The organism is Streptomyces sp. TAA486 (assembly GCF_000426165.1).
In genome coordinates this window covers 216,698-240,916 of sequence record NZ_AUEV01000008.1, presented here as the reverse complement: position 1 = coordinate 240,916, position 24,219 = coordinate 216,698, and the positions used below count along the sequence as shown (strand labels likewise).

Annotated in this window: 20 protein-coding genes; 8 read left to right on the top strand and 12 right to left on the bottom strand. The window is 71.8% G+C overall.

Annotated elements, in window-relative coordinates:
* Nucleotides 1-19 precede the first annotated feature (19 nt).
* Complete coding sequence (locus I004_RS0113835; RefSeq protein ID WP_028435989.1) at nt 20-421, top strand: VOC family protein; 402 nt, start codon at nt 20-22, stop codon at nt 419-421.
* A gap of 190 nt (nt 422-611) precedes the next feature.
* Here I004_RS0113835 and I004_RS0113830 read toward each other — a convergent pair whose 3' ends face one another.
* The gene (locus I004_RS0113830) at nt 612-1,721 is read right to left on the bottom strand and encodes an EstA family serine hydrolase (RefSeq protein WP_028435988.1); all 1,110 of its coding nucleotides are present in this window, start codon (nt 1,719-1,721) and stop codon (nt 612-614) included.
* Between the two features lie 201 nt (nt 1,722-1,922).
* Here I004_RS0113830 and I004_RS0113825 point away from each other — a divergent pair, with 201 nt between their 5' ends.
* Nucleotides 1,923-3,026, top strand: a complete 1,104-nt coding sequence (locus I004_RS0113825; RefSeq protein ID WP_028435987.1) for a questin oxidase family protein — start codon at nt 1,923-1,925, stop codon at nt 3,024-3,026.
* A gap of 28 nt (nt 3,027-3,054) precedes the next feature.
* Here I004_RS0113825 and I004_RS0113820 read toward each other — a convergent pair whose 3' ends face one another.
* Together I004_RS0113820 and I004_RS0113815 are read right to left on the bottom strand one after the other, a co-directional pair.
* On the bottom strand, nt 3,055-3,576 hold the full coding sequence (locus I004_RS0113820; protein ID WP_028435986.1) for an O-acetyl-ADP-ribose deacetylase: 522 nt from the start codon (nt 3,574-3,576) through the stop codon (nt 3,055-3,057).
* 118 nt (nt 3,577-3,694) lie between these two features.
* On the bottom strand, nt 3,695-3,994 hold the full coding sequence (locus I004_RS0113815) for a hypothetical protein (protein WP_028435985.1): 300 nt from the start codon (nt 3,992-3,994) through the stop codon (nt 3,695-3,697).
* Between the two features lie 437 nt (nt 3,995-4,431).
* Between I004_RS0113815 and I004_RS0113810 the strand changes: the two genes are divergently transcribed.
* Entirely contained in the window at nt 4,432-5,724 is a 1,293-nt protein-coding gene (locus I004_RS0113810) for a DUF1343 domain-containing protein (protein WP_028435984.1), read from the top strand.
* Nucleotides 5,725-5,818: 94 nt separating this feature from the next.
* Here I004_RS0113810 and I004_RS0113805 read toward each other — a convergent pair whose 3' ends face one another.
* The 3 genes from I004_RS0113805 to I004_RS33840 form a co-directional block, all read right to left on the bottom strand.
* A complete protein-coding gene (locus tag I004_RS0113805; protein ID WP_028435983.1) occupies nt 5,819-7,126 on the bottom strand; it encodes an MFS transporter in 1,308 nt (435 codons plus the stop codon).
* 140 nt (nt 7,127-7,266) lie between these two features.
* Complete coding sequence (locus tag I004_RS0113800; protein ID WP_028435982.1) at nt 7,267-7,917, bottom strand: alpha/beta fold hydrolase; 651 nt, start codon at nt 7,915-7,917, stop codon at nt 7,267-7,269.
* Nucleotides 7,914-8,336, bottom strand: a complete 423-nt coding sequence (locus I004_RS33840; RefSeq protein WP_037976225.1) for a hypothetical protein — start codon at nt 8,334-8,336, stop codon at nt 7,914-7,916. The genes I004_RS0113800 and I004_RS33840 overlap by 4 nt, the downstream gene beginning before the upstream one ends.
* 284 nt (nt 8,337-8,620) lie before the next feature.
* On the opposite strand from I004_RS33840, the gene I004_RS33835 reads away from it, so the two are divergent.
* Nucleotides 8,621-10,987, top strand: a complete 2,367-nt coding sequence (locus I004_RS33835; RefSeq protein ID WP_486579986.1) for a penicillin acylase family protein — start codon at nt 8,621-8,623, stop codon at nt 10,985-10,987.
* A gap of 39 nt (nt 10,988-11,026) precedes the next feature.
* Here I004_RS33835 and I004_RS33830 read toward each other — a convergent pair whose 3' ends face one another.
* The gene (locus I004_RS33830; RefSeq protein ID WP_028435981.1) at nt 11,027-11,206 is read right to left on the bottom strand and encodes a hypothetical protein; all 180 of its coding nucleotides are present in this window, start codon (nt 11,204-11,206) and stop codon (nt 11,027-11,029) included.
* A gap of 148 nt (nt 11,207-11,354) precedes the next feature.
* Nucleotides 11,355-12,170 carry a methyltransferase domain-containing protein gene (locus I004_RS0113780; RefSeq protein WP_028435980.1) on the bottom strand — a complete coding sequence of 272 codons (816 nt, stop codon included), beginning with the start codon at nt 12,168-12,170 and terminating at the stop codon, nt 11,355-11,357.
* Nucleotides 12,171-12,356: 186 nt separating this feature from the next.
* On the opposite strand from I004_RS0113780, the gene I004_RS0113775 reads away from it, so the two are divergent.
* From I004_RS0113775 to I004_RS0113760, 3 genes are all read left to right on the top strand, one after another.
* Nucleotides 12,357-12,926 carry a dienelactone hydrolase family protein gene (locus I004_RS0113775; RefSeq protein ID WP_028435979.1) on the top strand — a complete coding sequence of 190 codons (570 nt, stop codon included), beginning with the start codon at nt 12,357-12,359 and terminating at the stop codon, nt 12,924-12,926.
* Between the two features lie 432 nt (nt 12,927-13,358).
* The gene (locus tag I004_RS37535) at nt 13,359-14,942 is read left to right on the top strand and encodes a glycosyltransferase (protein ID WP_028435977.1); all 1,584 of its coding nucleotides are present in this window, start codon (nt 13,359-13,361) and stop codon (nt 14,940-14,942) included.
* Between the two features lie 197 nt (nt 14,943-15,139).
* Nucleotides 15,140-16,585 (top strand): lipase family protein, encoded by a 1,446-nt coding sequence (locus I004_RS0113760; protein WP_078511151.1) that lies wholly within the window; start codon nt 15,140-15,142, stop codon nt 16,583-16,585.
* 70 nt (nt 16,586-16,655) lie between these two features.
* Here the strand turns inward: I004_RS0113760 and I004_RS0113755 are convergent, their stop codons facing one another.
* Nucleotides 16,656-17,435, bottom strand: coding sequence for a TIGR03943 family putative permease subunit (locus I004_RS0113755; protein ID WP_028435975.1), 780 nt, complete (start codon nt 17,433-17,435; stop codon nt 16,656-16,658).
* Complete coding sequence (locus tag I004_RS0113750) at nt 17,432-18,442, bottom strand: permease (RefSeq protein WP_028435974.1); 1,011 nt, start codon at nt 18,440-18,442, stop codon at nt 17,432-17,434. The genes I004_RS0113755 and I004_RS0113750 overlap by 4 nt, the downstream gene beginning before the upstream one ends.
* A gap of 390 nt (nt 18,443-18,832) precedes the next feature.
* On the opposite strand from I004_RS0113750, the gene I004_RS0113745 reads away from it, so the two are divergent.
* Complete coding sequence (locus I004_RS0113745) at nt 18,833-19,750, top strand: cobalamin-binding protein (protein WP_028435973.1); 918 nt, start codon at nt 18,833-18,835, stop codon at nt 19,748-19,750.
* A 99-nt stretch (nt 19,751-19,849) separates the two neighbouring features.
* On the opposite strand, the gene I004_RS33820 is transcribed toward I004_RS0113745, so the two are convergent.
* Together I004_RS33820 and I004_RS0113735 are read right to left on the bottom strand one after the other, a co-directional pair.
* A complete protein-coding gene (locus tag I004_RS33820) occupies nt 19,850-21,847 on the bottom strand; it encodes a beta-L-arabinofuranosidase domain-containing protein (protein ID WP_078511149.1) in 1,998 nt (665 codons plus the stop codon).
* A 264-nt stretch (nt 21,848-22,111) separates the two neighbouring features.
* Nucleotides 22,112-24,079 (bottom strand): cellulase family glycosylhydrolase, encoded by a 1,968-nt coding sequence (locus I004_RS0113735; protein ID WP_037976110.1) that lies wholly within the window; start codon nt 24,077-24,079, stop codon nt 22,112-22,114.
* Nucleotides 24,080-24,219: the final 140 nt, after the last annotated feature.

Below are 24,219 nucleotides of genomic sequence, written 5' to 3'. Positions count from 1 at the left end.
GCACCGCAAGACTGGGCCGGTGACGTCAAATTTCAGGAACATCTCGGTCGACTGCGCGGACCCGTACGCGCTGGCCCGCTTCTGGAGCGAGGTCCTCGGCATCCCCGTCCACCCCGACGACGAACCCGGCGACGACGAGGTGGGCATCCCCCTCGACGGAGGAGGGATGCTGCTGTTCCTCAAGGTCCCAGAGTCGAAGGCCGGGAAGAACCGCCTGCATCTGTGCGTGGAAGCGCAGCTGTCGCGCGACCGGGAGGTCGAGCGGCTGCTGGAGCGGGGCGCGACGATGTTCGATGACCGCCGCGCCGACGACGGCACCGGCTGGGCCGTGCTCGCCGATCCGGAGGGCAACGAATTCTGCGTGCTGCGGAGCGCGGCCGAACGGGAGGCCACATCGGCCGAGGCGTCAACCGGGGCCTGACGGCGACTCGTCGAGGCCGCAGCGTGCACCTGAGCCGGTGCGGACGACGCACTCCCACCGGCGCTTCCAGCCCTCGCACGCTGCGGCACCACCCGGCCAGCCCTGGGAGCAAGGCCAAGGGTCAGATAGCCCCCATGCCGACAACTGCCAGCCGGCAAACCGTCAGTCGCATGATCCGCCGGAACGGTGCCTAGCCGCGCAGCCCCTTGAGGCCGTCGTAGGCGGACATGACGATCTCCAACCCCCTGGTGTCCTGCGCCGGTTCGCGCATCTGGTTGGTCACGTACGCCACCACCATCTCGGCCTCGGGCTCGATCATGACCAGCGAACCGCCCCAGCCGCCCCACCCGTAGGTGCTGCCGAACAGCCCGTAGCCCAGACCCCAGCGCACCGGCATCCCCAGTACCCGGTCGTCACCGCTGAACTGCTCCTCCCACGCACGGTCACACCCCGCCGCCGACAGCACTCGTGTCCCGAGCACCGCTCCTCCGCACGCCATCACGGACTGCACGAGGGCGACCGAGCGGGCGTTGCCGAAGCCGCTCGCCGCGGGGATCTGCGCGCGCCGCCAGGCCACGCTGTTGCCGTCGCGGACACGGATGACGGTCCCGGCCGCGTGGGCGGCCGCGTCGCTGCCGGACGCGCCGGCCCGGTACTCCGCATCCCGGCCCGGCGGCGGGACCGTGAGCGCCACGCGCCGATCGTGCTCGGCGGTCAGCCCGATGTGAAAGTCGGCTCCCAGCGCCCCGGTTACTTCGTCGGCGAGGAACTCACCCACGCTCCGCCCGCTGACCCGCCACACCAACTCACCCACGAGGAACCCCTGGGTGAGCGAGTGATATCCGGCCGCACTGCCCGGCTCCCACTGCGGAGCCTGCGCGACGAGCCGCGCCGTGGCGGACGGCCAGTCGTAGAGCTCTTCGACGGTCCCGTCCCAGTCGGGCAGGCCCGCGGTGTGCGCGAGCAGATGCCGGACCAGGACCTTCTCCTTGCCGGCCGCGGCGAATTCCGGCCAGTACCGCGCCACCGGCGCATCCAGGTCGAGTTCGCCGCGGTCCGTCAGGATCAGCGCGCACAGCGCGGTCATCGTCTTGGTGACGGACCAGACGTTGACGATCGTGTCCCGCTCCCACGGCACCGTGCGCTCCGCGTCGGCGAAACCGCCCCACACATCCACGACGGGCTCCCCGCCCACGAACACCGCCACCGACCCGCCCACGTCCCCACCGTCCAGCAACGTGCCCAGCGCAGTGGGCACCGCGGTGAACAGGTCGTCGTACGAGCCCTGGATGTCAGCCATGGTCCGCATTAGCCCGCATCGTCGCGGCGGGCGGCAACCCAATTACGGTCGGCGCCCCGGATCGCGGATCGCGGGCTGCGTCGCCACGACTACGTCCCTCGCCGCACGGCCTACGCCCCGCGTCCCGCGCACGCCCCGGTCCTTCGACCCAGGTCGGTAGCCCGTTACGCACCGCGCGGCGGCGGCCTAGCGTCAGCCGGTATGGACACCGATCGAACCGACGGCAGCGGCACGCTGGACGAGGCGCTGGAGCGGCTGCACCGCAGCGGCCCCGAGCGCGAGGACTGGCTCAGCAATCACGCCCCCATGGCCGTCGAGGCCCTGGTGCGGCACGGCAAGGCACGCACGGTGCACCGATGGCTCGACCAGTACGAGGACAACCTGGAGGACATGCCTCGCGGTTCGTCGCCCGTCGCGGACGCCGACTGGCGCGAGGCGCTGGGAGATCCGCGGCGACTGGCCGACTGGATCGACTACTTCACGCGGACGCTGGAGGAACGACCCTGGCGGGAGGTGCTCGCCGAGTGGTGGCCGCGGCTGCTGCCGGGCATCAGCGCCGCGGCGACGCACGGCGTGATCCGCGTGGGCCACGCCGTGCGGACCCTGCTCGACGAGCCGGCCGCGGACCACCGCGGAGCGCCCGCCCCGGGTCCGCGGCTCACAGAGCTCGCTCACGCCCTCGGCTACTGGGCGGCACGCCACTGGCCGCTGCCCGGGATCAGCCTCTCCCCCGGGGCGGGTTCGCCCGGGGCCGCGCTCGACGCCGTCCCGCGCGTCCAGGACCAGAGCGGAGGATTCCGGGACCGCGTCCCCCGCATCACCACACTGCCCGGCCCTCCGGGCGCCGACGGCGCAGGCTCCGGCCCGTCCGGCCCCGAGCAGGCACGTGCGGTCCTCGAGGACCTGGTGCGAGCCGCGACCTACCTGTACGCGACGCACGCGCACGGGCAACCCGTGATGCTCGTGCACGCGGCGACCGCGCCGAACGCCGTACTGCGGACGCTGCCCGCCCTGCCCGAGCGGCTCTGGGTGCCGAGCCTGGAGGCCGCCTGGTCGGCCACCGCGGTGGTGACCGCGGCCTACGCACCTGCCGCCGCCTCTCTCGCACCCCTCGATGCCGCCTCGCGCCTGACCTCCGAGGAGGTCTTCGAGCGTGCGGCCGCGCACGGCGACGAACACACCATCAAACTCACCGACACCGCCCTGGACGTGGCCGCCCGGGACGCGGCCAGGACCGGCAACGGGAGCGTCCACGCGCTGGCCGCGGCGCTGCGCTCCGTCGAACTCATCGATCCCGCTGCCTGATCGCGGTGCGGCGACGGGGCGGAAGGATCTACAGCTCGGCTGCAAAGGTGCCGTGGGAGCGCTCGTCGAAGAGCACGAACCGCACTTCGTCGAAGTCCTCGGCCTCCTCGCGCACGGTGGCGACGGCGATGCGGGCACCGTCGTCCAGCGGCCAGCCGTACACCCCGGTGGAGATCGCAGGGAAGGCGACCGTACGGGCGCCCAACTCCCGTGCGACGCCGAGCGATGCGCGGTAGCAGGACGCCAGCAGCTCCGAGCGGTCCTCGCTCTTCGACCAGACGGGTCCGACGGTGTGGATCACCCACCGGGCAGGCATGCGTCCCGCGGTCGTGGCGACGGCCTGCCCGGTCGGCAGACCCTCGGCATACCGGGAGCCGCGCAGCTCACGGCACTCGGCGAGGATGTCCGGGCCGCCCTTGCGGTGAATGGCGCCGTCGACTCCGCCGCCGCCCAGCAGCGAGGAGTTGGCGGCGTTGACCACCGCGTCGACGTCCTGTTCCGTGATGTCGCCCTGCACGATCGTGACAGCGGCGTTCGTCGGATTCGGCATACGGCTCATCCTCGCACCGGCCGGCTGCCGTCATGCGTACCGGCGGCGACGCCCCAGGTCCTCGCCCTCCGCGCCGTGTCCTCCGGGCCAACGGCTTCGCCTAACGGGCCGCCGAGCGCTACGCCGTCTCTGCGCGTTCGAACCTGCGCACGCACGCGGGGTGCACCAGGTACACGCCCCAGGCGCCGCGCTCCATCCGCTTCACCCTGATCGTGCAGCGGCTCGTGGTCTGGGAGCGGCCCAGCCGTGAGGCCAGGCGAGCCCGGAGCTCGCAGGCTTCGCGCTCGGTGTTGGCCGAGCCGACGAGCTTCACACCGGCCCGGCTGCTCGTGATCACGTTCGCTCCGGACCGACGAGGGACCGCCGCCAGGTAGGACGAGGACTCGGGCCGTTGATGCAGATCTTCCCGGAACCCCATGACCTGCCTCCTGATCAGCAGCTTCCTGAGCGCGTGCAGCCATGCATGTGCCCGGCCTTCCCCCAGAGCACCGAGAGCCCCCACTGCGTCGGGTCTACTGGGGGAGGAAACCCGACGTGGTGGGGGTCGACCCTGAGGGCTGAGTTCGAGAGTGCGCCCGAGATGTCCGAATAGCAAGAGTTCGAGTGAAACTTTCACAATCTGACGACTCGGACCTTTCCGTCCGCTGGGTGGAGCAGTCTCCGTAGCCCCTGCGATGGGCCGCAGGCAGGGCGCCCGGAGTCCGTCACTCGATCCCTCTGCTGGTCAATGAGCGGGCCTTTCATTGCGCGCACCACTGGCGGCGTGCGCGCACCCTGGCAGCCGCCATCACCGTGGGATAACTTGCGTCACCAGCTGTGCCCTGACCACGCCCGCCTCCGGAAGGACACCAGCCGATGTCCAGCGCCCCCTCCCGTCGCTCGATCTTCCTCGGCGGCACGGCTGCCGCCCTCGGTGCCCCACTGCTCACCGCCGGCAGCGCCTCAGCCGCGACTCCCCCCGGCAGCGCCGCTCACGGGCGGGTCACGACCGGTGCCGAGGCAGCCGCGGCGTCCGGCTGGAAGTTGCTGCGCGGCCGCAAGGTCGGCGTGGTCAGCAACCCGACGGGGGTGCTGCGGGACACCAGCCACGTCGTGGACTCCATGGCCGCACGCAAGGAGCTGAACATCGTGGGGGTGTTCGGGCCCGAGCACGGCTTCCGCGGCAGCGCCCAGGCGGGCGAGTCCGAGCCGGAGTTCGAGGATCCGCGTACGGGCCTGACGGTCTACGACGCCTACGGCGCGGACGCGGCCAAGATGACGCAGCTGTTCCGCAAGGCGGGCGCGGACACCATCGTCTTCGACATCCAGGACGTGGGGGTGCGCTTCTACACCTACATCTGGACGATGTATCAGGCGATGGTCGCCGCCCGCGACATCGGCGCCGCCTTCCTCGTGCTGGACCGTCCGAACCCGGTCGGGCGGCGGGCGGACGGGCCGATGATGACGAAGGAGTTCACCTCCGGTGTCGGCCTGAAGCCCATCATCCAGCAGCACGGCCTGACGGTCGGTGAGCTGGCCGGCTACTTCAACGGCGAGCTGCTGCCGGACGAGGGCAAGGGCGGCAAGGTCGAACTCGACGTCGTACGCGTGCGGGGCTGGGACCCCTCGGCGCCCGCGCAGGAGACGGGCCTGCCGTGGGTGCCGCCGTCGCCGAACATGCCGTTCCCCGACACGGCCACCGTCTACTCGGGCACCGGCTACTTCGAGGGCACGAACCTCTCCGAGGGCCGGGGCACCACGAGGCCCTTCGAATTCATCGGCGCCCCCTACCTGGACTACCACTACAGCGACCGGCTCAACGCCCGGAAGCTGCCCGGCGTGCGCTTCAGGGAGGGGTACTTCGTGCCCACCTTCAGCAAGCACCAGGGCAAGACGTGCGGGGGCGTCCAGATGCACGTCACCGACCCGCGGCGCTACCGTCCCATTCCGACGGCGGTCGCGATGCTCGCCGAGGCGATGAAGTACGACGAGTTCGCCTGGCGCAAGGACAACGACCCGCGCCCGTACTGGATCGACAAGCTCTCCGGGTCGACGCGGCTGCGGACGATGCTCGACGCGGGCAAGGACACGGACGAGATCATCGGCGCCTGGGAGGACGAGGTCCGCGCCTTCGACCGCACCCGCCGGGAGTACTTCCTCTACCGCTGAGGGACACCGCTGCCGCCGACGCGCCGACGTGGCCGCCGCCCCGGTGAGACCCGGGCGGCGGCCGGACGGAGTTCCCTGAACCGGCCTCGCAGCCCTACCTGTCGAGCGTCTTGTTGGCGCCCTCCGGCAACTTCAGGTACACGAGCGCGGAGATGAGGCACAGCACGGCCACGTACCAGGGAAATGCCTCGGGCCGTCCCAGGTCCTTGAAGAGCGTGCCCATGTAGGGGGCGGTGCCGCCGAAGAGAGCCACCGTCGCGGAGTACGGGAAGCCGATGCCGGCGGCGCGCACGCGGGCTGGGAAGACCTCGGCGTTCACCGCGGCGGCGATCGAGGTGTAGCCGGTCAGCAGGACCATGCCGGCGCACTGCACGAGCAGCAGCGACGTGAACGACGTGGTGATCGAGTTCAGCAGCGGCACGCACAGCACGGCGAAGCCCACGGAGAAGGTGAGCAGCAGCGGCTTGCGCCCGACGCGGTCGGAGAGCAGACCGCCCAGCGGCTGCAGCAGGGCGAAGAACGCCAGCGAGATGGTTCCGATCAGCAGCGAATCGCCCTTGTCGAAGCCGACGTTGACCTGAGCGTACGTCGGCAGGTACGAGGTCCACGTGTAGTAGGCGATGGTCGCGCCGGTCGTGATGCCGCAGATGAGCAGCGACTCACGCGGGTGCGTGCGCAACGCCTCGAAGAGTCCGGGGCGCGGCGCGGCCTGCTGTTCGGCGCTGCGGGTCTCCTGCGAGCCCCGCCTGATCCAGAAGCCCACGAGGCTCAGCACGGCGCCGAGCAGGAACGCCGCACGCCAGCCCCACTGGTGCATGGCGCCGTCGTCGATGGAGGCGACCAGCAGCGCCGTGATGCCGGAGGCGATGAGCTGTCCGACGGTGGTGGAGACGTACTGGAAGCTGGAGAAGAATCCGCGCCTGCCCGGCCCCGCCGACTCCACGAGGAAGGTCGTCGCCGCGGCGAACTCGCCGCCCACGGAGAGACCTTGGAGCAGCCTGGCGATCACGAGCACGACCGGGCCGAGCAGTCCGGCGGCGGCGTAGGTGGGGGTCAGCGCCAGCAGGAGGCTGCTTCCGCCCATCAGCAGGATGGTGGCGGTCAGCGCGGCACGGCGTCCACGGCGGTCGGCGATGGCCCCGAGCAGCAGCCCGCCGATGGGGCGCATGAAGAAGCCGACGGCGAAGACGGCGAACGTCGAGAGCAGCGGGACGAGCGAGTTGCCCGCGCTCTTGGGGAAGATCTCGTCGGCGATGAACGTCGCGAGGAAGGTGTAGGCGAGCCAGTCGTACCACTCGACCGCGTTGCCTACAGAGGCGGCGAGAAGCTGGCGCCCAGAGCGCATCGGTGGGGCCTGGCCGGCTGCCTTCGTGGGCCCGGCGGCATCGGTGGGCTGCGTCATGAGCCGTTGCCTCCCCAGAATTCACCCACGCACACGCGTGTGAATGCATGCACACCAAACCCGACTTGCGTGCGCCGCGCCGAGCCGTCCGCGGAGCGGGGGCCGACCTCGATGCCCGGGCGCGGGAGGGCATGGGCCGGCTACCCGGAGGCGGCGTCCCCGAGCATTCCCGCCACCTCTTCCGCGACGGTCCGGTGCCAGTCCGAACGCCGCCTCAGCATCGCGTGGTCGCCGCCCAGCATCAGGACGAAGCGGGTGTCGGCTCCGGCCTGGCGGGCACGGATCAGCAGCCGGCGGGAGGCGTCGGGATCCGTGACCCGGTCCCGGTCCCCGTGCAGTACGACGACGCGACGCCCGGCGAGCTGCTCCACGGGCTCACCCTCCGGGCACCACGGCGCCAGCGCGACCACGCCGCGCACGGCGGGCTCGCCGGCCACGCGCAGAGCGGCCCGTCCGCCCATCGAATGCCCGACGATCACGACCGGCAACTCGCCCACGGTGCGGGCCAGTTCACCGAGTGCCCAGTGGGCGTCCCGCGAGGCGTCCTCACGTTCGCCGTTCCAGCCGCGGTGCCGGTACCTCACCCGGCACAGCAGCACCGAGTGGCCCGCGGTGGCCCTGGCCAGGGACGGAAAGAAGAGCCGCATCCGGGCGCCGGGCAGGTTCCACGGCGGCGGAGCCTCCAGCCCTTCGGAGCGGCCACCGTGCAGCACCACCACGGCGGCCTTCGGCTCCTGGACAGTGGCGTGCGCGACGAGCGCGGGAGAGTCCGGTGCCTCCCACCCCGTCACCGGGCTCCCCCGGGCCTGTGAAGGCGGCGGCTGTACGGACCGCGCACCTCGCCCTGCCCGCCGGAGGCACACAGCCCCACGACCGACAGCGCGCCCCAGCCCACGGACACGGCGACGGCCTTGGCGCGGGCGTGCCTCGGAAGCGTCGAGCCCAGCAGTGCGGCGTCTCCCAGGTCGGAGGCGATCCGTACCAGGGCGGCGGTGCGCAGAGCCGGTCCCTCCGGTGCGCATGCCATCGCCAGCCCGCAAGCCGCGTCCCGCAGCGCCAGCGGGCGCAGCGAGATCCGTGTCGCCTCCGCGACCCGACCGTCGGCACCGGTCAGGCCCGAGGGCCGCGCCAGCAGCTCCGGCCTGACCGTCACCGCGAGCCCGTACAGGGCCGTGGCCGCACCGACCAACCGCAACATCCTCACGTGCACAGTCTCCGCCTCGCCGTTCCTGGTGTTCTCGTTCGTCGCCGTTCCCGTTCCTGGCCGTTCCGCGGCGCGCGGGCCCCTGCCGCCACCGATCGGTGGCGTGTACCCCGAGGTCACGCGGGGACGCGGACCCGTCCGGCGGTGCGTGCGGACGCACTCCGCCGGGCAGGTGCCCGCCGTGCCCCTGGGCGCCGGGAATCCGGTAAACAGCATCCGGACGGACCGTGAGGTCTCTCGGCGCCACAGGCGGCAGAACCGCGACATGCCCCATGGGAGGGTCTCAGAAGGTGCCGGACACTCAGGAATCGCAGACCGTCTTCGCGGTGCCCGGGCTCGGCGCGCCGGTGGAGATCCGCATCGACCGGTGGGGCGTGCCGCATCTGTACGCCTCGTCCCGGCAGGACCTCTTCCTCGCCCAGGGCTTCAACGCGGCCCGCGACCGCCTCTTTCAGATCGACCTGTGGCGGCGCCGTGGGCTGGGGCTGCTCTCGGAGGTCTTCGGCGACCGGTATCTCGAACACGACCGCGCGGCCCGGCTGTTCCTGTACCGAGGCGCGATGGACGACGAATGGCGTTCCTACGGTCCCGACGTGGAGCCGGCGGCAAGCTCCTTCACCGGGGGCGTCAACGCCTTCGTCGAGCTCTGCCGCCGTCAACGGGAACTGTTGCCACGGGAGTTCGAGCTGCTCGGCTACGAACCCTCCTTCTGGGAACCGTCCGACGTGGCCCGCATCCGCAGCCACGGACTCCACTACAACCTGGGCGAGGAGGTCTCGCGGGCGCTGACGCTCCGCGACTCCGGCCCGCAGGTCGAGGAGCTGCGGCGGGTTCGCGAGCCCTCGCCGCACCGGCTGCGGCTGCCGGAGGGCCTGGATCTGTCCGTCATCCCTGACGACGTGCTGCGCGTGTACCGGCTGGCGACGGTGGCGCCCTGGGCGGCGCCGACCGGATCGCCGCCGCCGTCCCGCGCGGGCCTGGACGGCAGCAACAACTGGGTGCTGGACGCCTCCCGCACCGCCACGGGACGCCCCATGCTCGCCAACGACCCCCACCGCGCGCTCACTCTGCCGTCGCTGCGCTACCTGGTGCACCTGACGGCTCCGGGCCTCGATGTCGTCGGCGGCGGTGAGCCCGCGCTTCCCGGCGTCTCCATCGGGCACAACGGGGGGATCGCCTTCGGGCTGACGATCTTCCCCATCGACCAGGAGGACCTGTACGTCTACCGCACCGATCCGGAGGACCCCACCCGGTACCGCTACGGCGACGGCTGGGAGTCCATGGTGCGGGTGACCGAGCAGGTTCCCGTGCGGGGCGGCGACGACGCGGAGGCCGAGCTGTGGTTCACGCGGCACGGCCCCGTGATCCGCCGACTCCCGGAGCGGAACGCGGCGTTCGCCGTCCGCGCGGCCTGGCTGGAGCCCGGCATGGCGCCGTACCTCGGCAGCATGAACTACATGGGCGCGGAGAGCGCCGAGGACTTCGCGGAAGCCATGCGGGCATGGGGCTCACCGGGTGAGAACCAGGTCTACGCGGCCGCCGACGGCACCGTCGGCTGGATGCCCGCCGGCCGCGTCCCCGTCCGCCCGAACTGGGACGGGACGCTGCCCGTGCCGGGCGACGGACGGTACGAATGGGCGGGCCACCACGAGCCCGGCACCCTACCGTCGGCCCGCGACCCACGGGACGGCTGGATCGCCACGGCCAACCAGATGAACCTGCCGCCCGGATACCCCAACGCCGAACGCACCGTCACCTACGACTGGTACGCGCCCTACCGTTACCGGCGCATCGCCGAGACGCTGGAGAGCCGTCACGACTGGACGGTCGAGGACTGCGTCGGGCTGCAGAGCGACTACGTCAGCCTGCCGGCGCGCAGCATCCAGCCGCTGCTGTCCGGGCTGACCAGCGACGACCCGCGCGTGGCCAAGGCCCTGGAGCTGCTGCGCGACTGGGACGCGCGGCTGTCGCCGGACTCGTCCGCAGCGGCCCTGTTCGAGATCTGGTTCCGGCGCCATCTGCGTCCGGCCCTGCTCCGCTCCGCTCTGCGGCAGCTGCTGCCCGCCGAGCGAGCCGAGGAGGCACTGATGCGGATCCTTCCCGCCGAGGACGCCGCCGCCGACGCCCGCGTGGACCTCGGACTGCTGCTCACACCGGGCGACCGACTGGGCCCCGAACCCGAACAAGAGGTGCGCCGCATCATCCGCGGCTCCCTCGCCGATGCCTTCGCCGAGGCGGAGGGGCTGCTCGGCGACAACCCCGGCAACTGGCAGTGGGGCGCCCTGCACCACAGCCTCCTGCGGCACCCGCTGGCCGAACTGCTACGGGAGCGGACGGGAAGCGAGCCGGACTGGGCATCCGTCGGACCGGCGCCGCGCGGCGGCAGCGGCGACACCGTCGGTGCCGCCGCCTACACCTCTGCGTTCCGCCAGAGCGGAGGTGCCACGTTCCGCCTCGTCGTGGACGTCGGCTCCTGGGACGCGTCCCTGGCCATGAACTCCCCGGGCCAGTCCGGCGATCCGGGCAGCGGCCACTACCGCGACCTGTTCGACGCCTGGGCGGACGACTCGGCCTTCCCCCTCCTCTACAGCCGCTCCGCGGTCGAGGAGCACACGGACCGGATCGTCACCCTGCGGCCCGCGCAGGAGGAGCCGTAGAACGCGGCGGGGGTCGTGCCGCGCCAGCTCCCGACGGTTTCAGTCCAGTTGACGTACGAACACGGTCACGAAGAGCGCGCCGGCCAGGCCGGGCAGCGGCACGGAAAGCAGCACCCACAAGGGCATGCGACCGCCGCGCAGAGGCGCCGTCATCAGCCGGTGCAGATGTGTGAGGCCGCACAGCAGACCGGCCGACGCGGCTGCGAGCGGCAGCTCCACGGCGAAGTGCGCGAGAGCCAGGCGCCTGTCCTGCCGGGCCCGCCCCAGGAGTCGTCGTACCGACCGTGGTCGACGAATCCGTAGAAGGGCCCCGTAGTACGGCCAGAAGCAGAACCCCGGGCGGTGTGAGCCCTCCGTACCGCTGCTGTCAGACGCCGGGCCCGCCCGGCCGGCGCCCCCATGCCGAGACCATCGGCGGGGTGGCCAGGTCGAGTTGCTGCGTGTCGACGTTCCTCAGGTGCTCCTCGATCTCCTCCTCGGACGCCAGCCCGGCGTCCAGCAGGGAGCCGCGGATCTGCTCCACCGTGGCGCGCTCCAGTCGCACACACTCGGGCCCCGTCAGCGGGGAGTAGGAGTCCGCCTCCACATCGGCGAGCCCCGCGGCCCTCATCAACCGCGGCAGGGTGCGCCCGTATGCCAGATCCACGCCGCGCTGCGCCATCAGCGCGCGGAAGCCGTCCTTGAGCCTGTTGGCCAGCCGCTCCTCCGGGCCGTGCTCGTCGGGACAGACCTTCGGCTGCAGCTGCGGATCCGCCTCCTCCAGAAGGAGATGACCGCCGGGACGGAGCGAGCGCACCATGGCGGCCAGCGCCTGCTCACGTGCCGTGACATGCACGAGGACCAGCCGTGCGTGCACCAAGTCGAATCCCTCGCCGGGTGGTTCGTCCTTCCCCACGTCGTGCTGCCGCACCTCGTACGCAGGCCGTTCCGCCCCGGGAGTCAGCCATGACACGTCGATGTCCGTCGCCACCACATGCCCTCGAGAACCGACTTGACACGCCAGCCAGCCGGGCACCGAAGGCCCGCCGGCTCCCACCTCCCAGCACCGCCATCCCGGCCTGATGCCCAGCGCCTCGACATGACGGAACGTCGAAGGGTCGAACAGCGCCGAGAGCGCCTCGAATCTGCGGCCCGCCTCCGGCTGCTGGTTGTCCAGGAGGTACTTCTCCTCATCTCCGCTCATGACCGAATCATGGCCGACTCGGGCGACGGCCGGTACGGGGCGCCGTCGCAACCAGCCGGCCCCGGCGAAGATCGCGGCGAACCCGATCCACCGGCTTCCTGAGTCCTGGATACTTGCTCTCGTCGACGGGCCACCGAGGACGCAGGGTCTCCCTGCCGGGCGCGGTCGAGAAACGGGAGTACGGGGATGACCGAGGTAGTGCTCTTCCACCACGCGCAGGGGCTCACTCCCGGCGTCGTCGCCTTCGCCGACGGGCTGCGCCTCGCCGGGCACACGGTGCACACACCCGACCTCTTCGACGGCCGAGTCTTCGGCACCCTGGAAGAAGGGCTGCGCCACTGCGAGGAGACCGGCTTCGACGCACTGCTCGAGCGCGGCGCCAAGGCCGTCGACGACCTGCCCGCCGAGGTGGTGTACGCGGGCCTCTCCCTCGGTGTGCTGCCGGCCCAGAGCCTGGCGCAGACGAGGCCCGGCGCCCGTGGCGCGCTCCTCATCCATGCCTGCGTCCCGTTCCGGGAGTTCGGCACCGCGTGGCCCGGCGGGGTGCCGGTGCAGGTGCACGCGATGGACGCGGACCCGGTCTTCGTCGGCGACGGTGACATCGACGCGTCCCGCGAGCTCGTCGAGGAGGCGGAGGACGCGGAGCTGTTCCTCTACCCCGGCGGCGAACACCTCTTCACCGACAGCTCGCTGTCCGCGTACGACGCGGAGGCAGCCGCCCTCCTGCGCGAGAGGGTTCTCGGCTTCCTCGACTGAACGGCGGCATGCCGGCCACCGTCCAAATACGCGGGCGGCGGGGTCGGCGCCTCAACTCGCTGATGCCGCACGGTTCTTCCGCACCGCCCCGCCGTGCGCGCCCTGCCCGGCGGTCGGTGCGTCCGACCGCAGGCGGATCCGCTCGACCGCCACGAGGGTCCCGCGTCCACCGCACGGATCACCGCGCACTTCCTCGAACACGTCCTCGGTAAGCGGGGAAGTGAGGCGGGACTTGGGAGGGATCTCTCGCGCCACGGCACACTGCATCTGTACTGACCGACCGCACAGGAACCGTCGGTTTCCGGGGCAAGAGGCGGTGCTTCAACGGCAGTTCCTCACCTGGGCCGCGGCACGCAATGCGACACCCCGGGGGCGCATGACACGCGACTGTGCGCCGGTCAAGCGACTGATCATTCCGGCTACGCTCGTTCAATGGCCAACTTTCTGCCGGTTGCCCGCCTACGGCTCCCCAGGGGCAGGCAGTTCGCCCTGACCTGGAGCATCCCCGACCAGTTCGGCGGCATGACGAGCGCGATGCTCCACCGCTCCCGCGCCCTCGTCGGCCTCGCGGGACGCCCCGTGGACGTCCTCACCTTCGACGCCCGTCCCGACTACCCGGTGCTCGAGGCCGAGTTGCGCTCGTCCGGTGAACTCGTCGACGGCATGCGCCTGATGAACCTCTACGACTTCTTCCGCACCCACGAACTCCCGGCGTCCGCGGCGGGTTCGCTCCACCTCGACCGCGACCCCTTCACCCCGCTCCGCGCCGACCCCTCCCATGTGCCGACGCTGCGGGGCGACCTCGTGCTGCGCCGGGAGCGGTGCGCGGCGGACGGGACGGTGCTCCAGGTCGACCACTACAGAGAGGACGGCTCGCTTCTGCTGAGCGACCGGAGGGGCACCGGTGCCTCCGGCAAGGAGAACGGCCGGTCCGTCGTCCTGTGCGACGCGGACGGGAACCCCGTCCGCTCCTGGAACCGGATCTGGTCCTTCTACCGCTTCTGGCTCGACCTCGCCCGCGACCGGGAACCCTCGATCATGATCGTCGACAGCAAGACCGTGGCGACGTTCATGCTCACGTACCGCCGCAAGCTCGCCACCACGATGCACGTGGTGCACAACTCGCACCTCGCGCTGAACGGAGGGCCGACCGCGACGTTGCGGGAATCACGGCGCCCGGTCTTCGAGCACCTCCAGGACTTCGACGCGGTCGTCCTCCTGACACCCCGCCAGAAGCAGGACGTCGAGACGCTTCTCGGCCCCGCGGAGAACCTCTGCGTGATTCCCAACAGCAGAAGCCTCGACGGGCTCTCCCGGACCGGCCGCTCCAGACCGCCGCGGCGCGGCATCGTCATCGCGGCGCTCATCAACCGCAAGCGCGTCGACCACGCCGTCCGCGGGGTGGTACGCGCGGCAGAGCTCGCCGAGTGCGCGATCAGCCTCGACGTCTACGGCGAAGGGCGCAAGCGGGAGCCCTTGGAGACGCTGATCGCCGAACTGGACGCGGGCGACGACGTCCGTCTGCACGGTCACCGGTCCGATGCGCGCGCCCGTCTCCACGAGTCGTCCTTCATCGTTCTCACGGGAAGCACCGAGGGTCTGCCGCTGGTGCTGGTCGAGGCGATGGCCGCCGGCTGCGTCCCCGTCGCCTACGACATCCCCTACGGCCCGGCGGACGTCATCACCCATGGCCGGAACGGGTTCCTCGTCGAAGAGGGCGACGAGCAGGGGCTGGCCGATGCGATCGCGGCGCTCGTGACGATGGCGCCGGAGCGCCTGACGAGGATGCGCCGCGACGCCCGCCGCGCCGCGCGACAGTACTCGGACACCGGCGTGACGAGACTCTGGGCACGGGAAATGCGCGAGGCCCAACGGCGTCACCAGGCGGTCTTCGGGCGGCCCGCCGGGCGTGCCCGCAAGCTGGTACGGCGTGCCCGCCGGGGGTTGACCTGGCCGGTCCGCCGTGTCCGCGTGCGCATCGCACAGCGGCAGACGCGCACCACGGCCGACCCGTGAACCGCTCAGGGCAGTCGGCGCGTCCGGGGACAGCTCAGGCCGCCCGGCACGGTGCGAGTTCGCGGTGGGCGTGGCACCTGACCGTCACCCTGAGCCGAAGTTACCGTAGCGTAACCAACCGGCGGGTTACCGCGGGTACGTCTTCGCCGTTAGTTTTCCCTCGCCCGGCATCGGGAGCAGTGCGAGGGGAGAGAGCCATGGGACAACCGTTCGGGACCCCCGGGAACGACCCGGCCTCCGGTGGCCGAGGCCCTGAACCGGTGACGGTGGAGCGCACCCATCCTGCCGGGCCCTCGCGGAAGCCCTCCGGCCGCCGCCGTCTGCTGACGAGCGCCGTCGCCGTCGCCGCCTGCCTCGGCGCTCAGGCCGCACCGGCCTTCGCCGCCCAGCCGGAACCCGACCAGCACGACCGAACGGTCTCGCGGGGCGTGCCCATCCCCGCGTTCTACGATCCGCCCGCGCAGCTGCCCGAGGCCGACGGCGCAGTGATCCGGAGCGAGGCGCTGCCGCTCGGCCTGAGCCTGCCCGGACCGAACGGCCCTCTGCCCGGCAAGGCGACGAGGGTGATGTACAAGTCCACTGACTCCACCGGGAATCCGGTCGCGGTGACCGGGGCCTACATCGAGCCGTCGGCCGAGTGGAAGGGCGGCGGACCCCGTCCGTTGGTGGCCCTGGCGCCGGGGACCATGGGGCAGGGCGATCAGTGCGCGGCATCGCTCGCCCTCGAGCACCCGGTGACGCTGAACGGCCGCACCGTGTCCGTCGGTTACGAGGACGTGGCCGTCTACCGGCTCCTCGCTGCGGGCGCCGCGGTGGTCGTCACCGACTACGCCGGTCTCGGCGCGACCGACCGGCTGCACACCTACGTCAACCGCCTCGACGAGGCCCACGCGCTGCTCGACGCCGCGCGGGCGGCGCGTGCGGTCGACGGATCGTCCGTCACCACCGCCTCACGCGTCGGCATGTACGGATACAGCCAGGGAGGCGGCGCGGCAGCCGCGGCGGCCGAACTGCAACCCGCCTACGCTCCCGACGTGAACCTGGCCGGCACATACTCCGGTGCACCGCCCGCCGACCTGGCAGAGGTCGTCAAGGGCATCGACGGCAGCGCCCTGGCCGGCGCTCTGGGCTGGTCGATCAACGGTTTCGTCCAGTCGGACCCTGCCCTCCAGGAGATCGCGGACGCCAACATCAACGCGACGGGCAAGGCCGCGCTCGACGACCTGTCGACCATGTGCGTGGGCGACGCGATCCTCAGGTACGGATTCAGCAAAAGCACGCAGTGGACGACCAGCGGCAAGTCGCTCACGGAGATCGTCGAGGCGGAACCGCGCCTCCGGGCGACCCTCGACAAGCAGCGGATCGGCAGGCTGAAGCCGGGCGGGCCGGTGCGTGTGGCGACCGGCGTGCAGGACGACATCGTGGGTCACGCCCAGGCGCGCCGGCTCGCCGTCGACTGGTGCCACAAGGGGGCGGACGTCACCTACAAGCCCGTCGAACTACCCAACCTCGGCGACCGGCTTCTCACGAACCACCTGACACCGCTCCTCGTCGACCAGGGCAGCGCCATCTCGTGGCTGACCGACCGTCTGTCCGGGAAGCCCGCCACGTCCAACTGCGGGTCGCTGCCTGTCCGAAGGTGACGGGCGCGCCCACCGAGCCGGGCCACGCGCGTGGCGTCGGCGCGAGGCCCCGGATGCCCAGCGGGTCCCGTCAGCTCTCGTACTCGTCATCGGGGGCCTTGACCGGGCGGGCCGTGCTGACGTCGAAGTAGGGAATGACGCCGCGGTTGACGGGGTCCGCGGTGCGCTTGCCGGAGTAGGTGCCGGTGACCTCCAGCCACGTGTCGGCCTGGAGCGTCGGGGGCAGTTGGCCGGAGAGGCCGATCTTGACGGGTGCGGCGTCGGCCGCGCAGCAGTTGAGGACCATGCGCGTGAGGTAGGGGGCGCCCCTGCGGTCGAGAGCGACGAACCCGGTCATCCTGATCCGCCGGTCGCCGAGGGAACGTCCGTGGTCGTAGACCGCGCGAGCCGCGTAGTCGCCGACGCCGAGCCGGAGAGGGCTGCCGGCGGGGAGGCTCGGGAAGCCAGGGGGCCGTTGCAGAGCAGTACCGGCGCGCATGGCGCTGTAGGAGCCCGGCGCGGGCGGGGCGACCAGGATGAGAGCCAGCAGGGGAAGGACGAGGAGCCACGATATTCGCGGTTCCCGTTGGGCGTGCCCGTGCCCGTGCGCGTGGCCGTCGTCGTGGCTGGCGTCGTGGCTGGCGTCGCTGGCGTCGCGCCCGTCGTCCGGCCGGCTCTCCCGGGACCCGCGCGACGGCCGCATTTCGTGCCAGACGGTGGCCAGGGCCGTGAGGATCAGCACGATGCCGGCGGCGAGCAGCAGCGGGCGCAGCCCGGCCTTGACGTAGCGCAGATAGAGGTCGGTGAAGCCGGCACGCAGCACGGCCACGCCGATGAGGAACAGCACCGCTGCCTGTGCGTGCCGGTTCACAGCAGCACCGCCCCGACCAGGACCGAGACCAGGACGGCCAGGGCGAAGGTGGCGGGGGCGAACCGCACGGCGAACCCGCGGCCGAATGTCGCGGCCTGCATGGCGAAGAGCTTCAGATCGATCATCGGACCGACGACGAGGAAAGCCAGCCGGGCCGTGAGCGAGAACTGCGACAGGGACGCGGCCACGAACGCGTCGGCCTCCGAGCAGATCGACAACAGCACGGCAAGGAGGCCCAGGGCGAGGACGGCCACCACGGGGTTGGCGGCCGCGCTCTCCAGCCAGCCGGCCGGGACCACGGCCTTGAGGGTGGCGGCAGCCATCGCGCCGACGACGAGGAAGCCGCCGGCGTGCATGACGTCGTGCCGCACGGATCCCCAGAACGCCGCCCCCTTGCCGAGGCCCTCCAAGGAGGGGCGGGCCGGCGGGCGCAGCCAGTCGGTGCGGGCCCATCTCTGCCACATCCACCCCATCGCGCACGCCACCAGCAGACTCGCGACGAACCGCGCGAGGACCATCTCCGGATTGCGCGGAAACGCGACGGCGGTGGCGGTCAGCACGATCGGGTTGATCGCCGGGGCGGACAGCAGGAAGGCCAGGGCCGCGGCCGGCGTGACGCCCCGGCGCACGAGCGCACCGGCCACCGGTACGGAAGCGCATTCGCAGCCGGGCAGAACCGCTCCGCCCACTCCGGCGACCGGCACCGCCAGCGCGGGCCGCTTCGGCAGCGCCCGGACGAAGAACGACGGCGGGACGAACACCGCGATGACCGCCGAAAGCAGCACACCGAGTACGAGGAAGGGCAGCGCCTGCACGAACACCGCGACGAACACGGTCATCCAGCTCTGCATCACCGGAGCGGACAACGCCCTGCCGACGGGCGCCTGCAGCACCATCACCAGGAGCAGCACCAGCGTCAGCACGAGCGACGAGCTGACCCGCCGGCGCTGCGGACTCTCCGCCTCGCGCTCTTCGGCCCGTGGCGGAGCTGCTTCGGTGGTCGGCACGGGTGAGGTACCTCCGGTTCAGCGTGCGGGCCGCGAGAGCCGAGGTTGCGGCACGGTTCGCCAGCGTAGCCGTGCCTCTTCGTGGCGTCCTTCGAACCGGATGACGCGGCGCCGTGAGCGGGCTCGCAGGTCCGGACGGTACTCGACGGCGAGTTCCTCGCCCGCACGTCCGGTCAGAACGGTCGAATTCGCATGAACCCCGTCCCATTGCACCGGCGGCCGGGCCCACGGGTGCGGGCCCTTCGGAGCACAAGCGCTGGTCGTCCGGCCGCCCGAGTATGTGACCCCGCTGTGAAGCCCTTCCGCCCTGGTCAGCGAGGTGTGTGAGGAGATCGAGAACCCGGTTGTCCGCTCAGGGGCTTTGCGGCAAGGGGACAGTACGGTGCGGGGATGCGCATCGTCTCCCTGCTTCCCGCGGCGACGGACATCGTCGCCGAACTCGGCCTGTCCGGCGATCTGGTGGGCCGCACGCACGAGTGTGACTGGCCGCCCGAAGCGGTGAAGGACACGCCGGTCGTGACCTCAGCGGGCTTCGACGCGGACCTGATGGGCAGCAAGGAGATCTCGGAAGCCGTCGGCGGTGCGCGCCACAGCGGCTCGTCGCTGTACGCGCTCGACGTCGGGAAACTCGCCGAGCTCGAACCCGATGTGGTGCTCACCCAGGAGCTGTGCGAGGTGTGCGCGGTCTCCTACAGCAGTGTCGCGGGGGCCGTGCGCACGATGGAGAGCGGGCCGACGGTGCTGAGCCTGGAGCCCCGCACGCTCACGGACGTCCTCGGCTGCGTGGAACGCGTCGGCGCGGAGCTGGGCGTCCCCCTGGAGGGGGCGAGGCAGGCCTCGGCGCTGCGGCAACGCCTGGAGAAAGTGCGCAAGTCCGTCGCCGGCCGGCCAAGGCCGCGGGTGGCGGCGATCGAATGGCTGGACCCGTTGTGGCCGGCGGGTCACTGGGTGCCCGAGCAGGTCCGCACCGCCGGCGGTGAACCGCTGCTGGCCGAAGCCGGGGAGCACACCGAACCGGTGGACTGGGAGACCGTGCGGGCCGCGCAGCCCGAGGTGCTGCTGCTCATGCCGTGCGGGCTCGGTCCCGAACGTACCGAAGCGGAGAAGGAGTTGCTCACAGGACTGCCGGGCTGGGCGGAACTGCCGGCGGTGCGGGACGGACAGGTGTGGGTGGTGGACGGCCCCGCGTACTTCAACCGCCCCGGACCGCGGGTGGTACGGGGTGCCGAGGTGCTCGCGCACATCCTGCACGGGGTCACCATCGGCGACGAGGTCACGCCCGACGAGGCACGGCGCGATACGGAGTAGTCCAACTGCCGACCGATGACGGGCAGTTGGCTGATGATCGCCGCTTGGCGGCCTCTCGTCGCCAGGACCGTCGGAGATGGACGGCGGCCTGGTACCGGTTCAGTCCCGCACGGCGTCCGTCCGGCCCCCGTCCACGGGTATCCACACCCGCATGGGGCCGTGCTCGCGGTGCGCCCACAGGTGGTACGGCACCGCCGTCATCTCGAACGGCTCCCCCGCCGCCTCGCCCGTCCGCTCGCCGCTCTCCTCGTACCGGCCGTACGGCCACCATGAACCGGAGGAGCCGGATGCGGCGGTGTGCGCCGTGGCGCCCACGGTGACCGTGCCGCCGAGCAGGCCGGGCCGCTCCTCCGAGGTGAGGGCGTGCCCGGTGTCGAGGCGCAGGTCCTCCAGCCGGGTACCGGCGGGCTGGTCGACCCGTTCGACGCAGTAGACGAGCGGCCCGCGTTCGACGGCCACGCACCCGCGCACCGCGTCGGCGCGCTCCGGCGGCGTGGTCAGCCTCGGCGCGAGATCCAGGTCGAGGACCACCGTGTCGCCGGACTGCCAGCGGCGGCGCAGCCTCAGCCACCCGTCCTCGTCACGGGCCTCGTCCGCACCCAGCGGCTCCCCCGCCACGCTCACCGACCAGCGGCCCCGGGCCCAGTGCGGCACGCGCAGCGTCAACGGGCGGTCGCCGCCCGCGGTTTCGGTGACGCTGACCTCGACGCGGCCGCGCCAGGGGTAGTCGGTGGACACGCGGACGGCGATGCCGTCACTCGCGTACGTGCCCGTCGCGTACTGGTGCAGGACCAGCCCCTCATCGTCGGAGGCCGCCATGTAGTGCGGCAGGGACGCCAGCAGCCGCATCACGTTCGGCGGGCAGCATGCACAGCGGAACCAGCGGGTGCGGAACGCCGTGTGGTCGCCGTCGTCCCTCTCATGCCCGTCGCGCACCTGGAGCGGATTGACGTAGACGTAGCGCTCGCCGTCGAGGGAGACGCCGGAGAGGAAGCCGTTGAACAGCACGCGCTCCAGGTGGTCCGCGTACCGGGCGCGGCCGGTGGCCAGCAGCAGCCGCCAGCTGAGCATGACCGACGCGATGGCCGCGCAGGTCTCGGTGTAGGCCCGCTCGGGAGGCAGCTCGTACGGGTCGCCGAAGGCTTCGTCCTTGTGGTGCGATCCGACGCCGCCGGTGAGGTACGTCCTGGTCGCCCCCATCTCCTCCCAGAGCCGTTCGGCGGCCTCCAGCAGCGTCCGGTCACCCGTCTCGGCGTACACATCGACGACGCCGGCCAACAGGTAGAGCTGACGGACCGAGTGGCCTGCCACGGCGTCGGCTTCCCGGACCGGCACGTGGTCCTGCCAGTACCTGCTGCCGAACCGTCCCTCGGGAAGGAGCCCGTGGCCGCGTCGGTCCACGAACCAGCGGGCGCGGTCCAGATGGCGTCGCTCGCCCGTGCACCGGTACAGCTCGACCAGCGCGGTCTCGATCTCCGGGTGGCCGCAGACCCCGTCGATCCGGTTCTCCCCCGTCCCGAACCGTTCGTCGATGTGATCCGCGAACCGGGTTGCCACGTCGAGGAGTTCACTGCCTCCGGTCGTCCGTGTGTGCGCGACCGCGGCCTGGATGAGATGACCGGCGCAGTACAGCTCGTGACCCCAGTCCAGCTCCTCGAATCGCACCCCGGGACTGCGTACCTGGAAGTGGGTCTGGAGGTAGCCGTCGGACTGCTGCGCGCGGGCCAGCAGCCCGGCCAGTTCGGCGATCCTGCCGGTGAGCTCCGCGGACGTCGCAGCGGTGGTGCCGGGGTCGCCGAGCTGCCAGGCGGCGGCCTCCAGCCACTTGTGCACGTCGGAGTCCATGAACGGCAGATCGCCCGCGTATTCGCCTTCGGCCTCGCCGGACGCCAGGCGGAGATTGTGCAGGTTGCCGGCCTCTTCCAGCCGGTCGTATCCGCCGGGGATGCTTCGGTGGGCGTTGACCGTACGCCGTGCCTCCCACAGTCCGCCGGTGATACGTGCGGCGTCGGCGGGCCGGAGAGCGGTGCGGGCTGTCGCGGTGAGCGCGAGAGGGCCGGCGGAGATGGGACGTGCGGAGGTGGGCTGGGCCTCCATGCGGGCTCCGTAAGTTGTTGGATGGTCCGGGAGGGCCGGGTGTGGCTTCAACCGCTCCGGCTGGACAGCCCGGACGGACCGAGTTTGCGGAGGCCCGCGTTCCGGACCCGCTGGCGTGGTACCACAGGGCCTGCACGAAGGGCCAGCGTCGGCGCAGGACAACGGGACGGCCGCAGACCCCGCCCGGGCGGGGCGTTGCTCGGTCGCTGGCCGAACGGATGTGCCCACAGGGTGAGATGACCTCCCAGGCTCCCGCTCAGTCGCTCAGTTCAGCTTTCGGCACAGGAGCGCGTCGGGCGCACCGGAGGAGCCCGCACGGCCGGTCCATGCGATGCCGGCCGCGTACTCGTCGTCCGCGCACTGCCCCTTGTAGTGCCCGTGGGCGAAGTCCCCTCCCCGGGCGCCGGGCGGCCGGTTGTCGGAACGGTCGAACCACACCGCCCGGTCGCCCCCGCCCAGGCTCTCCCGCGCCTCGGAGCACAGCGCGGCCGAGACCGCCGCTCCCCGCACGCTGTACCCGGTCAGGAACTGGCCCGGTGGGCACTGGAACTTGGTGTGGCCGGGTGCCCAGTCACGACCGGGCTCGACGTGCCGTTCGTCGCGCACCACCGCATGGCCACCGTCCGCTGCGGACAGTCCGCGCGCCCCGGCGTCGGTGCACAGGCCGCGGTTGCCGGAATGGCTGAGCCCGGCGAGGCGCTGGCCGTCCGGGCAGGCCGCCTTCCGCGCCCCCTCGTCCCAGTCGGGCAGTTGCCGCATCCGCAGGGACTGGACGAAGTCACCGTGGTCCGGGCTCAGCATCGACCAGCGGTCCACAGGCGCCACCTCGCCCGACCGGCCCGGCGTGCCCACCAGCCGGCTCCAGGCCCCGGCACGCCAGTCGTCTCCGTCGAAGACCCCGATGCGCCGCCCGGCCGAGTCCCACCGCAGCAGCGCCCATCCGTTGCCCTTCCTGTCCTCGTGCCAGCCGACGAGCGGCCAGTAGCCGAAGTCCGCATCCGCCTCGACGAGGAAGTCGACGAAGTTCTCGAACCACGCCCGCTCCTTCGCGCCGGTCTCGTCCCGGCCGCCGACCCCGAACTCGCTGATCCACACGGGCGCGGTGAAGTGCTGGTCCTGCTGCGAGGCGACGTAGAAGGCCTGCCGCCGCAGGACGTCGTACAACTCGTCGCGGCCGAAGTCGCGGTAGCGGGGGTCGGAGGTCTCGCCGATGCCGGTGGCGCCGCTGTGATTCGGGCCCGTGTAGCCGTAGAAGTGGGCCGAGTAGACGAGCTTCCCGGAGCGCACGAGCGTGTGGGAGAGGCGCTGGACGGGCTCGAGGGTGGGCCGGCCGTGCGGGAGTCCGTCCACGGGAAGCCCGGTCCAGTTGATCCCTTCGACGATCACGAGAAGGTTCTCGTTCACCTCCTGGAGGATGCGGTCTCCGACGCGCTGTGACGCGGCGAACCAGTCATGCCGGTCGCCGAGGCCCCAGTTGGGGTCGTCCAGCACGGAGCGACGCACCTCGTTGTAGAGGTCGGCGCCGGCGACGCGCGGGTTGTCGCGGTAGCGGCGGGCCATGAACAGCCAGTCGCTCTCCCACTTCTCGGTGCTCTGGGCGCTGTTCCAGCGCTCGTTGCCGTCGACGCCGCAGCACCAGCGCGTGGTGTTCGTGTGGTTGTTGAGGATCACCGCGAGGCCGGCGTCGGAGAGCGCTTCGACCGCCGCGTCGTAGACCTGGAGGGGGGTCTTACCCTTCAGCGCCGGATTGGCCGCCACCGAGGCGTCCGCGACCGGACGTTCGTCATGGATCATCTCGTTGGAGAACGGCAGACGGACGCTGTTGAGCCCGAGTTCGAGGAACCCCGAGACGATCTCCGGCATCGGCGCGCGGTCCAGTCCCAGCGGCATACGGTCGGACTTCTCTCCCGCGTGGTTGTTCGCGGGGTCGTCGGGACTGCCCGATCCGGTCCACGTGCCGCTCGCGCCGTGCCAGTTGCCGGAGCGCAGCTTGAACCGCTCCCCCTTGGCGTCGACGACGTACCGGCCCCGCGTGCTGAGCGGAGGCTCCCAGTCCTCCACGGGCGGGACGGCGGCGCGGGGTTCCTGGCTGCCCGCGGTGTGCGCGGCGGCGCGGACGGGCAGTTGGGCCGCTGGGCGATGCCCGGACCGGGGCACTTGCGGCTCGGGCATCGAAGCACCCGCCAGGACCGCCACCAGGGCAAGTGCGAGCGCTGATCTGACGAAGGACATCCTCACGAGCACACACTTCCCTGTATTGGTACGGTCCAATCCGCGCACAGGGCAAGGTGTGGCCCGCCGGCCCGGGAACAGGCGGCGCGAGCCGTACCGCGCCAGGGCCCGGAGTCCGACGGCGGCGGCGAGGCGCCGAA